General features: G+C 33.2%; 12 protein-coding genes. 2 read left to right on the top strand and 10 right to left on the bottom strand.

All coding sequences use genetic code 11. The annotated features are described in order from the left end of the window. Positions 1-168: 168 nt before the first annotated feature. From ACXY7N_RS10245 to ACXY7N_RS10215, 7 genes are all read right to left on the bottom strand, one after another. Positions 169-1,881 (bottom strand): peptide ABC transporter substrate-binding protein, encoded by a 1,713-nt coding sequence (locus ACXY7N_RS10245; RefSeq protein ID WP_016086840.1) that lies wholly within the window; start codon positions 1,879-1,881, stop codon positions 169-171. Positions 1,882-2,228: 347 nt separating this feature from the next. Further along, positions 2,229-3,266: an LCP family protein gene (locus tag ACXY7N_RS10240; RefSeq protein WP_016086839.1), complete on the bottom strand. Its 1,038-nt coding sequence runs from the start codon at positions 3,264-3,266 to the stop codon at positions 2,229-2,231. Between the two features lie 17 nt (positions 3,267-3,283). Beyond that, positions 3,284-4,282 carry a hypothetical protein gene (locus tag ACXY7N_RS10235; RefSeq protein WP_016086838.1) on the bottom strand — a complete coding sequence of 333 codons (999 nt, stop codon included), beginning with the start codon at positions 4,280-4,282 and terminating at the stop codon, positions 3,284-3,286. A 12-nt stretch (positions 4,283-4,294) separates the two neighbouring features. Continuing rightward, positions 4,295-4,828, bottom strand: a complete 534-nt coding sequence (locus ACXY7N_RS10230) for an RNA polymerase sigma factor (RefSeq protein WP_016086837.1) — start codon at positions 4,826-4,828, stop codon at positions 4,295-4,297. 127 nt (positions 4,829-4,955) lie between these two features. After that, the gene (locus tag ACXY7N_RS10225; protein ID WP_016086836.1) at positions 4,956-5,327 is read right to left on the bottom strand and encodes a VOC family protein; all 372 of its coding nucleotides are present in this window, start codon (positions 5,325-5,327) and stop codon (positions 4,956-4,958) included. A 49-nt stretch (positions 5,328-5,376) separates the two neighbouring features. After that, positions 5,377-6,183 (bottom strand): ABC transporter permease subunit, encoded by an 807-nt coding sequence (locus ACXY7N_RS10220; RefSeq protein ID WP_016135130.1) that lies wholly within the window; start codon positions 6,181-6,183, stop codon positions 5,377-5,379. Then, positions 6,176-7,069 (bottom strand): ABC transporter ATP-binding protein, encoded by an 894-nt coding sequence (locus tag ACXY7N_RS10215; protein ID WP_016086834.1) that lies wholly within the window; start codon positions 7,067-7,069, stop codon positions 6,176-6,178. Before ACXY7N_RS10215 ends, ACXY7N_RS10220 begins: the two co-directional genes overlap by 8 nt. A gap of 164 nt (positions 7,070-7,233) precedes the next feature. On the opposite strand from ACXY7N_RS10215, the gene ACXY7N_RS10210 reads away from it, so the two are divergent. Further along, complete coding sequence (locus ACXY7N_RS10210; RefSeq protein ID WP_016086833.1) at positions 7,234-7,827, top strand: TetR/AcrR family transcriptional regulator; 594 nt, start codon at positions 7,234-7,236, stop codon at positions 7,825-7,827. Positions 7,828-7,921: 94 nt separating this feature from the next. Here the strand turns inward: ACXY7N_RS10210 and ACXY7N_RS10205 are convergent, their stop codons facing one another. After that, entirely contained in the window at positions 7,922-8,866 is a 945-nt protein-coding gene (locus tag ACXY7N_RS10205; protein WP_098486174.1) for a helix-turn-helix transcriptional regulator, read from the bottom strand. 82 nt (positions 8,867-8,948) lie between these two features. Between ACXY7N_RS10205 and ACXY7N_RS10200 the strand changes: the two genes are divergently transcribed. Then, positions 8,949-9,392, top strand: a complete 444-nt coding sequence (locus ACXY7N_RS10200) for a VOC family protein (protein WP_016086831.1) — start codon at positions 8,949-8,951, stop codon at positions 9,390-9,392. Between the two features lie 58 nt (positions 9,393-9,450). Here ACXY7N_RS10200 and ACXY7N_RS10195 read toward each other — a convergent pair whose 3' ends face one another. Further along, on the bottom strand, positions 9,451-10,482 hold the full coding sequence (locus ACXY7N_RS10195; protein ID WP_016086830.1) for an oxidoreductase: 1,032 nt from the start codon (positions 10,480-10,482) through the stop codon (positions 9,451-9,453). A 230-nt stretch (positions 10,483-10,712) separates the two neighbouring features. Further along, positions 10,713-13,136: a DNA topoisomerase IV subunit A gene (parC, locus tag ACXY7N_RS10190; protein ID WP_016135133.1), complete on the bottom strand. Its 2,424-nt coding sequence runs from the start codon at positions 13,134-13,136 to the stop codon at positions 10,713-10,715. Position 13,137: the final 1 nt, after the last annotated feature.

The raw sequence follows: 13,137 nt of genomic DNA, 5'->3' as shown, positions 1-13,137 counted from the left end.
GTTCATTTACATTTAACCCCATAATAAAAGAGCATTCCAAAAGTAAATAGTCTACTTTTGGAATGCTCTATCATTTTATCTTTCTATTGTGGACAACGAGATTCTCACTACAAAATAAGCTAAGAAACTTATATACATCCACTTAAATATAGCCTCACTGCTTAAAAATTATTTTCCATCTTTTTCAGTCATATATGCCCACTTGAAGCTATACTCTGGGCTAATGTTATGGTGAACGATGCCTTTTGCATTTGGTTTTTGAACGTATGCATCACCACGTTGGTATAAAGGTACAAGTGCTACATCTTGCTCAAGAAGTAATTTCTCAGCTTTTCCTAGCTCTTCCCAACGTTTCTTCGCGTCACCCATTAATTCTCCACCAGCTTTTTTGATCATATCATCATATTTTGAATCAGCGAAGCTCATTTGGTTATGAGAATGATTAGACTGGAACATATCTAAGAATGTCATTGGATCAGCGTAGTCAGGTCCCCAACCAGCATATGATAAATCATACTCTTGCTCTGTTTCTAATTTCAGCTTTTGTTTGAATGGCTGAAGTTTAATATTAACAGTTACACCTTTTAAGTTTTTCTCAATTTGATCTTTTACATATTCCCCAACTTTTTTCGCATTACCAGTGTCATAGTTTAATAGCTCAATTGTAACTTGGTCTTTCCCAAGCTCTTTTTTCGCTTCATCCCATGCAGCTGCTGCTTTTTTCGCATCTGGTTTAATACCATTTTTAAATGTTTCTTGGAAGTCTTTACCGTCTGGTCCAGTTGCTAATCCTTTCGGTACTAAGAAGTCCGCAGGCTTAGATCCATCATTTAAAATAACGTTTGCTAAATTCTTTTTATCGATTGATAATGCGATTGCTTCACGTAATTTTTGGCTCTTTAACGGTGTATCTTGTCCACCACGTTTTTGGTTCATACGTAAGAAGTAAGTACTTACTTGTGAGTATGTGCCAAACTCTTCTTTGTTGCTTCTATACTTATCAACGAATTCACCTGTTAATAGCGCGAAATCAATTGCATTTGTATCATATAAGTTTACTCTTGTAGCTACTTCTTTTACTACACTATAGTTAATTTCATCTAATTTTACAGTCTTTTTATCCCAATATTGATCGTTTTTCTTTAGTTTCCAGCCTTGCTCGTGCTTCCAATCAGTAAGAACGAACGGTCCGTTATATACTGTTGTATCAGACTCTAAACCGTATTTATCCCCTTTTTCTTTTACGAACTTCTCATTTAATGGATAGTACGATGGGAATGCTACTAAGTTTAAGAAGTATGGTACTGCTTGTTCTAATTCAACTTCAAAAGTAAGGTCGTCTACTGCCTTTACTCCTAGTTCTGTTACAGGTTTTTCCCCTTTATTAACGGCTTCTGCATTTTTAATTGGGAATGCAATGAATGCATACTCAGCAGCTGTTTTTGGGTCTAATAGACGTTGCCAAGCATATACGAAATCTTTCGCTGTTACAGGATCACCATTTGACCATTTTGCATCTTTACGTAATTTGAATGTATATTTTTTACCATCCTCACTCTTCGTGCTTGACTCTGCCGCAGCTGGGATTGGTTTGTTATCTTTATCTAATCGATATAAACCTTCCATTGTGTTCCCTAAAATTTGAGAACCTAATGTATCGGTATTTTTAGAAGTATCCATTGTCGGAATCTCATTTGTTTCAGTACGATTTAGTACTTGTTTCGCTGCTAATTTTTCTTCTGATTTGCTATCTCCGCCAGAGCTAGAGTTTGTGCTTGTCTTCTTATCTCCACCTGATGTAGAACATGCTGTTAATGCCATACTCATTGCTAAAACTGGTGCTACAACTGCTGTTAATTTTTTGATTTTTTTCTTTTTCACTTTCTGTACCCTCCCTAATTCTTAACGCTCTCATTTAAGAATTTTCTGATAATTCTGTTTTTCTTTATATATTTATCAGAAGATTCTTATTAACTATTATTCTACTAATTTTTTGAGTTTTGTAAAGTGTTATTATTGAAAATTTTTAAAAAATTATTTTTTTACAGTAATATTCATAAAAATTCCATAATCTTTTGAAACACTATATCTCATTGAATTCTATGCATTGATTTAATAACCTTTATATCCTTCCACTATAAAACACTTGTAAATTATTGTTAATAAATAATGTATATCGTAACAAAGCTCTTTTCTACAAAAATAAAAAAGCAGACATTATGCCTGCTTTAATTCTCCTCAATCTGCTTTTCACTTAATCCTAGATGTGTTCTAAGAGTATTACTCAAACTCTGTAGATCTTTTTTATTAGGGTTATAATAATATACACGATTCCCATTTGGACCGTTAGGTAAGTATAAATCATCACCAGCTAATTGTATTTTTTCAACTGAACCGTTTAAACCGTATTTATAAAAAGATAAAATATCATCCATTACTAAGTTTGTTTTAAAATCGCCGTCAACTGCCTCAACTATTTTTTCTAGCTTCGTAATTGATCCTACACTTTTTAATTTACTTAACATCGCTTCAATAACAAGCTGTTGACGCTGACCTCTCATTGCATCACTATCAATATGACGCGTTCTTGCCAGTGCAAGTGCTTCTTCCCCTGTTAATGTTTGTAGTCCTTTTTTCAAATGGATTGCGTCAGGTTCATCTTTACTATTTTGCTCTGTAAATTCAACTGGGACATTTACTTCAATCCCATCTAATCCATCCACAATTTTAGTAAATGCATTAAAATTAAACTTCACAAAATAATCAACAGGCACTTGTAACAATTTTTCTACCGCTTCCACTGAAGCTTGCGGTCCTCCATCTTTACCATTTTTAACGAAACCACTTCCATATGCATGCGTTATTTTATCTTTTTTCTTTTCTACTGGTACATATGTGTATGTATCACGTGGTATGCTCGTTAATTTCACAGTCTTATCATCTTTATTAAAAGTAGCTAACAGTAGTGCATCTGTATGAAATGCACCATTATACTCCTTTTGTCGTTCTGGATTTTCATCAATTCCCATAATTAAAAGTGAAACATTATTGGTGATCGGTTTTACAGTTTCCTCACGTAATTTTGATTTTTCACCACGTGCTAAATTAACATTTGATTTTTGTACGAGATTAGAAGTTTTCATATATACGTAAGTACCATATCCAACTCCGCCAAATAGTAATATTGCTAACAATACACTTATTATTGTTGTCTTTTTATATTTTCGCTTATTTTTCTTTTCTCTTGAAGAAGAGTGATTCTCCATATCGTTTCCTCCGTTTTCTATTCATCTAATATATTTTTCAATTTCTCATAATTAGCGCTTTCCTTTTGAAATGCATTCTCTTTCAATCCTTTGTTTATTTGTATCCATTCGGTCGTGATTGAATATTGAATCATACCTTCGTGGAAACTAAGGAACTTGAGCATAATCCCTGTATTTTTCTCTACAACCATTTCAAATTTCCCTCTTAAATCTTCAGATGTACTTACAGGCATTTCTATATTTATTGTCCCTTCTATTTTGTAGCAATCCAGTCCAAGATACTTCGTTTCTTTATAATTCCAATCTTTATATCGAATTAATAGATCCGCAAATTCTGATTGAATACTATACTTCGCGAATCCCACATATTCATCATCATATCTTTTTTTCTCACCCGATTTTCTCAATAACCTTTCCGTAGGATTTAATTTTAATAGTTCATTGTTTCTTTCTTTCGAGCTCCATTTTGTCTCTTTATATGTATACTTCTCATCATCAAATTCTTTTTTCTTGCCCTCGTTATATATAAGTGTTCGTTTTTTCGATAGCTTATCTTCTTTCGAAGAGATACCTCTTTGTTCCTCCGTATCAATCGTATATTTGTATGTTGTAGCAATTCTTGACGAACTAGAATATTCCTCAAATTGTCCTGAAATATTTTTAAAATGATCAATGGAATCTAGCATCTTTTCATGAATCTTTTCTTTCTCTGGATAATTTACGTTCGATTTCATTTCCTCTTCATTTTCATAATCCGAAAACGCCTTTTTCTTTACATATTCAAATACTCCGCCGTTTTGAGCAAAAATTTGATCAGAAAACTCCGACATAGACACAATAGAAAGCGCTAGAACAGCAGCACTTATAACCACCATATAAACTCTGTAACCTTTCTTTTTTACCGGAAGATTATGTAGTGTACCATTAATCTTTTCATTTAACTCTGGCGGCACTATAACATTCTCTTCTTTTATTCTCTTTTTTAATTTCTCATCAAATAATTTTTCATCATCCATCCTTTGCACCCCCTATTCCATCTTTAATCGTTTCTGTAGTTGTTCCCTCGCGCGCGACAATCTCGATTTCACTGTTCCTTTTGGTATTTCTAAAAGCTTCGCAATGCTATCTTGATTCATATCTTCATAGTAATACAGCACCGTAACAGCTCTTAATTCTTCATGTAACGATTGAATCGCATTACACAAATCTATATCTTCATACTGATCACACGCGCTCATATTGTAATCATTCTCTTCTGTCACAATTATATTTTTATACGCTCTAATAATATTGTTACACTCATTCATTAAAATTCGAATTAACCAAGTTTGAAAAAACTCTTCTTTCTTTAATTTTTTTATATTTTCATAGGCTTTTAAAATTGTCGTCTGTATCGCATCCTCTATATTTGTCTCATCACGTAACATAGCCTTTGCTATTCGGTACATCTTCACTTTTTCTGTATGTATAAGCGCCATAAACGCTTCATGATCACCTTTTTTCGCTAAAGAAACATCGGTTTCTTCTTTTATAATCATTTTATATAAAGGGATTACTTTCACAATTGCTCCTCCTGTTTCATCCTCACTTCAAATTTAACTTTACATGTATTAGACGGATGAGCCTAGAAAAAGGTTCATTTTTTTGAATATTTTCATAAAAAAAGGTAAACATTCTTCATGTTCACCTTTACTCAGACGTAATCCTTAAGAAATATCCATCTGGATCTACAACTTTAAATCCTCTCATCTCCCATGAATATGTTTGAATCTCTTCTTGTATCTTGCATCCCTTCTCTTTACAACGTTCATATACATCTTCAAGTCGGTCGACAACGATAATTAGTTCAAAGCCATTTCCCTTCATTTCTTTTCGATTGTAAAAATAGTGATTTTCATTCAATGTATAATCATTAGCTAGTAATAGAGAAAACTGATCGTGATTGAATCGTGCTGCATGCATACTTCTTTTATACAACTTTAAACCAATTATTTGTTCATAAAACAATATTGATTTTTCAATATCATTTACATATAACTGAACCCAGAACAAATGATTCATTCGTTTCCTCCTCATCAAAAAAGTCCACTCATATAGTGGACTTTCTACTCTATAACGGTAAATCCCTCTTCCTAAACACCACAATCGCTACGATGAAAATACAAAGAGCTCCAGCAGTTAAACCTATACTTACCGGCCATATATTATACGTTCCTTCAGCAATTTCTTTTGGACGAAACAGTGTAAATAACGATAGACTTTTCATCCACTCTAACTTATCACTTAATTTACCTACCATATCTAATGCGAAAAATAAGATAGTTAAACTTGCTGAGTAGCTCAGTGCCTTTCTTTCGTCATTACATATACAAGAAAAGAAAAACGAATACGCACTAACAACTAAAAATATGAGCCCCCCGACTATATTTATCTTCAAAAATAGTTCTTTATTTAAGTTATTATCTTGTAAAAACCATTCTGCACCTACTATACCCGCTACATACGTAACAGATACAATAATCAGTAGTCCCAATATGAGAACAGCAGCTTGCGTGATTGCAATTTGTACTCTAGATACAGGTGTCGCTAATAAATATGCCATCGCTCCTTTATCTACATGCCGTGCCATTAAATGTGTCGCAACTGTAACGCAAAAAATTGTTAATATGATAATAAACAATAGACTATAGTACTCACCAGCTAAAAAATCCATCACATTTTGAATTGGACTTTCCATACCAACAATTTTTTTCACACTATCAGGCATAGCACTTATTAATTCATTTAACCCTTTCGCTGATACCATTGAAGGGAATATCCAAATTAATAACCATAAATAAAGAGCTGCACCAGTTGCGTAACTCAAAATACTTTTTTGTGTCTCTTTCAAACTAGCTAAAAACAATTGCTTATTCATGCTTTACCCCTTCTTTCTTATCGTAATAATGCATAAATAAATGTTCTAAATCCATTGCTCTCGTTTGAAGTGCCGTTACATTATAGTTTGAAAGTGTTTGTAAAACCGTTTGATAGTTTCCTTGTACAATAATCGATGCTTCTCTACCTTTCACCGCTTCAAATTGCAAATCACACTTTGTAAGAGACTCAATTTCTTCTTGCGACGATACTGTTACATCTATCACTTGTCGTCTCATGCTTTGTAAATCATGAATATTTTCAACTGTTACAAGGCGCCCATCTTTAATAATCGCTACTCGGTCACATGTACGCTCAATCTCCGTGAATATATGTGAAGACATAAGAATCGTTTTTCCTCTTTGCTTTTCCTCTAATATTAAATCTATAAACACTTGCTGCATAAGTGGATCGAGTCCCGATGTCGGTTCATCTAAAATTAACACTTCCGGATCATGCATAAAAGCAGCAACAATTCCTACTTTTTGCTTCATTCCTTTAGACATTTTTCGAATCGGTGTTTTCACATCGAATTGCAGACGTTCTATTAGTTCATCACGTCTTTTCGTATCCTTTAGCCCACGCATTCCTTGCATTAACTTTAAAAACTCTAATCCATTCATTCCTTCAATAAAAGAAATTTCTCCCGGTAAATATCCGACTTGTCTTTGAATTTTCGCTGCTTCATTCCAACAATCTAATCCGAAAATTGATGATTTTCCATCTGTCGGTTTTATAAATCCCATTAAATTACGAATTGTTGTGGATTTCCCGGCACCATTTGGTCCTAAGTAGCCAAAAACTTCTCCTTCTTTTACATCAAAGGTTATATGAAACAAACCTTTTCCATTTGAAAACTGTTTTGTGACATTTTGAACTGAAATCATAATTCCACCTCATTTTTTGAAATATTTAATATGTGATATTTCAAAATCATTGTACTCCTCATCTTTCATATTCGCAACAACTTTTTGAAATATTTATATGTCCATATTTCAAAAATATTGTTTTCACCTATATTTTCTTGTATATTTTTATTGAGGTGATTGTATTGAACGGATTTGAAAAAGTGAAAGAAAAGAAAAAACGTGCCATTAAAGATGCGGCCTTTAAATTATTTTCAGAACGTGGATTTAATGAAGTGAAAATAGAACATATTGCAAAAAAAGCTAACGTTTCTCAAGTTACCATTTATAATCATTTTGGAAGTAAAGATGCGTTATTTAGGGAGCTTATACAAGAATTTATCATATCTGAATTTCAATATTATAAAGAGCTTGCTGAAGAAAAATTACCCTTTCATGATATGATGCAAAAAATGATTGTAAGAAAAATGAATACTGGCGGGTTATTTCAGCCTGATATGTTACTACAAATGATGCAAAGAGATGAAATTCTCCGAGAGTTTATTTATAGTTATCAAAATGAAAAAATACTGCCATGGTATTTAGAAATATTAGAACAAGCACAGCGCAATAATGAAATTAATCCTCATCTTACTAAAGAAATGATGTTACTTTACATTCAAATGTTTACTAAATTAGGTGATGATTTCGGGGCACAGCTTCTTGAAGGAGATCGTGAAAAACATATACAAGATATCGTTACGATGTTCTTTTATGGACTGTCCGTCCCAGAAAAATAATTTTTCCTACAGAACAAATAAAATCAACAAAAAGCCCTTTGGATATTGAAATCTCGAGGGCTTTTTCATGTCAAAAAAACGACTAAAACAAACTTTAACTTAAAAAAGTTAAATGCTGCTTAATAGATAACACCTTATTGTAGATTAACTCTTTTAGCATAACAGGCTGAATTGAAATAATCGTTTCACCGAAATTCAGAAAATAACTTGAAATAAAATCAAATTCTTGCTTGTTAAAATAGCCTGTTATAGTATAGTTTTCATTTTCTTTTTGTATCCTCATGGAAGGATAATTCTCTTTATCGAAAATATCTTTTCCTTTTTGATTAACGATGACACTAAAATCAATTGCATCAGGCTTTCTGTGAAAAGTAGTAAGGTAACTTAGTAATTCTTCAAGATTTTTTGAATTCGTATTGCTTGTTTCCACAATAGAAAGAATTTTATCACATCTAAGTATTTGAACATTATTTGTCTCAAAATTAAAGATTTTAGCATACCACTGGCCAAATTTAGATTCTATTCGAATAAATTGGGCGACTAATACTTTCTCCTCATCTTTTTTTAAATATGTTAAATGATAAACTTGCTCAGCAAAAATCCCTTGTAAAATTTCTTTTAAGAACGGACTAAAATTACTATGATTTGTTACTTCAAAAGAAAGCGTTCGTTCCATAATTGAAATATTTTTACGCACATTATCAGGTAATACATGTTTAAATTTATTTTCAAGAGCAATACTTTCTATATTGAATGGTTTTGTCTTGTATCCATTTAATGTAAGAATCGAAAAGTATAACGCATACATTTCATCCACACTAAAATAAATTGGTGATAACACACTATTTTCTATAATTTTATAACTTCCATTTCTACCTAATTCAGAATATATTGGCACACCTATTTCTTCCAATGATTGAATATCTCGTAAAGCAGTACTTTTAGAAATATCATATCTAGCCATTAAATCTTTTAAATTAAAATATCTTTTATTATTTAAGAAAATAAGCATGTCATTTATTCGTTCCGTTTTTTTCATATTCCCCTCCTGAAAGGTGTCATGTATTGAAACCTTTTTAGTCTATATTATAATTATTAACTAATAAAGGAGTTATAAATTTATGACATTAGAAATAGCTATTTTTCTTTCAATGAATGGGCAAGCAAAGGAGGCAATTAACTTTTATACACGTAATTTAGAAGCAAAGAAGCTAATGGTTGTTACGTATGAAGAATTGGCCAAAAGAGATCGTTCTTTTAAAATTACAAGTGAAAATAAAGATTATATTGCTCACTCTGTTTTACAAATCGGGAATACAAAGCTAATGATAGCAGAAGATACAATGAAGCCTAATGAACGTTATAACGTTGGAAATAACATGTCGCTTTGCATTCAAAGCGCTAATTTAGAAGAAATACAAAGATTTTATAATAATTTAATTTCTAATAAGCATGTGAAAATAATCTCTCCGTTAGAAAAAAATATATTTAGTGAAGCATATGGGATTATTGAAGATCCTTACGGTATACAAATTCAGTTAATGTATGACAAGCGATTAAACTAAATAATTAGTCATATTCACATATGCCTAATAAAAAAAGACACGAAATTCGTGTCTTTTTTTATTTTACATTGATGACTCTACCCGTTTCACTACTTTCAATCGCTAATTGAATAAGTCGAATAACTTCCAAGCCTTCTTGTGCTGTTACAGGTGGTTTCTCACCGTTTACAATACTATCTCTTACACCTTTATAATACATGTCATAACAGCCAACTTCTGTCGAAATACGCTCTAGCTTTTCTTCCGTATCTAAAGTAGCAAAATTCTCTTCAGCGTCTACTCCATAACCGTTATCGCCTGGCTTCATTCCATTTTTTAATTGTTCTTCCTGTGAATCCATACCGTATTTCACGATAGAACCTTTATCTCCATGCAGTGTAAAGTGTGGACCTGCTTGCTTTACGTAACTGCTACTATGTAAAGTGACACGTTTAACACCGTAGTGGAGTATAACATGGAAGTAATCATCAATTTCTGCACCTGGTCGTTGTTTGATTACATCTGCACTTATCGCATCTGGTTTCCCAAATAATGATAATGCTTGGTCAATTAAATGCGATCCTAAATCATATAATATACCTGATCCTGGTAAATTCTTTTCTCTCCAGCGATCACGTACATGTGGACGAAAACGATCGAAATGTGCTTCATATGCGTATAGATTCCCTATTCTGTTTTCTTCTAACAATCTCTTTATCGTTAAGAAATCATTATCAAAACGGCGATTATGATATACGCTTAACACCACATTGTGCTGTTTTGCTAATGAAATTAGTTCTTCGCCTTCTTCAATTGAAACAACGAATGGCTTCTCCACAACTACATGCTTACCATGTAAAATTGCTTCTTTTACATATGGAAAATGAGTTGTATTCGGTGAAGTAATCACCACTAAGTCAATATCAGCACGTTTTACTAATTCTTCAATTGTGCCAACAACTTCAGCATTTGGTAATGCTTGTTTCACGAGTTCTTCTTTTGATGATAAAATAGCACGAATATCATATTCTTCTATCGTTTGTAATAATGGAATGTGAAATGTTGTACTAGAAAATCCAAATCCTACAATCCCTACACCTATTTTTTTCATGTTGCCCCTCCATTTATCCCGCTTTAACGGACAGTAAGACCCCCTACCTCAAAATTCAGCGAAAGTACAGAATTTAGTTGAGGAATCAACTGCTCGTAAAAGTCCGATTGATTAAAGTTTCACTTTATGAGAACGATTTCATTCAGTTATTATAACAAGATTATTATTATTTACATAATAATTTGCCTAGAAAAAAGCATCTTGCCATTATCCATAGCAAGATGCTTTTTTTATTCCGGTCGTTTTTTTGTCCACGTTTCAATAACTTCACCTGTATCGTTAACATCTAGCACTAAACTACCGTTACTATACCGGTCTTTATTTCGATACGCTTTCGGATCAATTTCTTCTACGATGTGTTTCTCTGTCTTCATGTAAACTAGTTCATCGTCTCTAACAATTTCAATACCGACAATACGGTATGGATTACGTTTTAACTCTTTGAAAATAACAAGACCTCGCTTCGCCCTCGTTGATTTCTCAATTTCTGATGCTTTTAGACGTTTTACAGCACCGCGCTGCGTAACGAGAATAAGTTGATCTTTGTCACCATTTAACGGTTTACCAGAAGCGACATAATCATCTTCTTTTAAGTTAATTGCTTTCACACCAGCGGCCCTTACACCGACTGGACTTACTTCATCTTCATGGAAAATAAGTGCATATGCACCATAGGTTGCTAGAACAATATCACTCGTTCCATCTGTTGCAAATATATCTACAACATAATCATCTTTTTTCAAATTCACAGCGACGAATGCTCTTGAATAACGCTGAACTTTATATTGGTTTAATTCTGTTTTCTTAATCATACCATTTCGTGTAACAAATACGATAAATCGTTTTTCTTCTTCAAAATTCGGTACGACGGTCGCCCAAATAATCATTTCATCCCGCTCGAGTGAAACGAGATTCGCAACGTGTTGACCTAAATCTTTCCAACGAATTTCTGGCATTTCATATACTGGCAGATATATATAGTTTCCTTTATTCGTAAATAAGAGGACTGTCTCTGTCGTATTCGTATCGAATCGCTCCAGTAAGATGTCACCCTCTTTCATACCGAAGTCTTTTCCGTTCGATGCATTATGTGAACGCCAACCTGTTCGTTTCACATATCCTTCTTTCGTTACAGTAACGATGACATCTTCCTGAGGAATCATCACTTCCACATCGATTTTAATTTCCTCAATTTGTTCTTCAATAATAGCACGGCGATCATCACTATATGTTTTCTTTACTCTCTTCAAATCTGTTTTAATAACTTGAAGAAGTCTTTTTTCACTTTGTAAAATTGCCTGTAATTCTGCAATTTTTGTACTTAATTCATCCGCTTCTTTTTCTAGTGCTGTAATATCTGTATTTGTTAAACGATATAATTGCAACGAAACGATTGCTTCTGATTGTGCTTCTGTAAAGCCGAATTTAGCACTTAAGTTATCTTTCGCATTACGCTTATCTTTAGAAGATCTAATCGTTTCGATTACTTGATCTAAAATTGATAATGCTTTCATTAAACCTTCAACAATATGTTGACGATTTTCCGCTTTTCGTAATTCATACTGAGAACGCTTTGTTACAACTTCTTTTTGGTGTCCAATATATGCATCCAAAATTTTTGGTAACGTCATAAGTGTAGGACGACGATTATTTATCGCAACCATATTAAAGTTATATGGAATTTGTAAATCTGTATTCTTATATAAATAATTTAAAATCCCTTCAGCATTTACTTCTTTTTTTAACTCTACAACGATACGAAGACCTGTACGATCTGTCTCATCACGTACTTCAGCAATTCCATCTAGTTTTTTATCTAGACGTAATTCATCCATTTTCTTAACAAGGTTTGCTTTATTTACTTCATACGGAATTTCTGTAATAACGATTTGTTGCTTCCCACCACGAATCGTTTCAACTTCTGCTTTCCCCCGAATAATAATTTTACCTTTCCCTGTTTCGTACGCTTTTTTAATACCATCAATCCCTTGAATAATACCACCTGTCGGGAAATCCGGTCCTTTCATAACTGTTAATAAATCATCAATCGTACTATTCGGCTTATCAATACGCATCATGGTCGCATCAATTACTTCTCCAAGATGATGTGGAGGAATTTCTGTTGCATAACCAGCTGAAATCCCTGTCGATCCGTTCACTAATAAGTTGGGAAACATTGCCGGTAATACAACTGGTTCTTCACTCGTATCATCGAAGTTTGACACAAATTCTACTGTTTCTTTATCAAGATCACGTAATAACTCAGATGCGATTGGTGATAAACGCGCTTCTGTATAACGCATTGCCGCTGCTGGATCGCCATCAACACTACCATTATTACCATGCATTTCAACTAAAACATTACGTACTTTCCAAGTTTGACTTAAACGTACCATCGCCTCATATACAGAGGAATCACCGTGCGGATGGTAGTTACCGATAACATTACCAACCGTTTTAGCTGATTTACGAAACGCTTTATCATGTACATTTCCTTCTACATACATAGAATATAAAATACGTCTTTGTACCGGTTTTAAACCGTCACGCGCATCTGGAAGTGCGCGGTCTTGAATAATATATTTACTATAACGTGCAAAGCGGTCACCTAACACGTCTTCAAGCGGGAGGTCATGAAACTTCTCTGCTTGCATG

This window comes from Bacillus sp. 5w2 (genome assembly GCF_054353775.1).
Note: the sequence above shows the minus strand (reverse complement) of the source record. Positions and strands in the feature narration are given on the sequence as shown.

Coding starts and splice junctions, on each gene's coding strand:
- ACXY7N_RS10240 (WP_016086839.1), bottom strand. CDS start 3,266: ATGGAGAATCACTCTTCTTCAAGAGAAAAGAAAAATAAGCGAAAATAT.
- ACXY7N_RS10215 (WP_016086834.1), bottom strand. CDS start 7,069: ATGATTTCAGTTCAAAATGTCACAAAACAGTTTTCAAATGGAAAAGGT.
- ACXY7N_RS10220 (WP_016135130.1), bottom strand. CDS start 6,183: ATGAATAAGCAATTGTTTTTAGCTAGTTTGAAAGAGACACAAAAAAGT.
- ACXY7N_RS10225 (WP_016086836.1), bottom strand. CDS start 5,327: ATGAATCATTTGTTCTGGGTTCAGTTATATGTAAATGATATTGAAAAA.
- ACXY7N_RS10235 (WP_016086838.1), bottom strand. CDS start 4,282: ATGGATGATGAAAAATTATTTGATGAGAAATTAAAAAAGAGAATAAAA.
- ACXY7N_RS10205 (WP_098486174.1), bottom strand. CDS start 8,866: ATGAAAAAAACGGAACGAATAAATGACATGCTTATTTTCTTAAATAAT.
- parC (WP_016135133.1), bottom strand. CDS start 13,136: ATGCAAGCAGAGAAGTTTCATGACCTCCCGCTTGAAGACGTGTTAGGT.
- ACXY7N_RS10195 (WP_016086830.1), bottom strand. CDS start 10,482: ATGAAAAAAATAGGTGTAGGGATTGTAGGATTTGGATTTTCTAGTACA.
- ACXY7N_RS10200 (WP_016086831.1), top strand. CDS start 8,949: ATGACATTAGAAATAGCTATTTTTCTTTCAATGAATGGGCAAGCAAAG.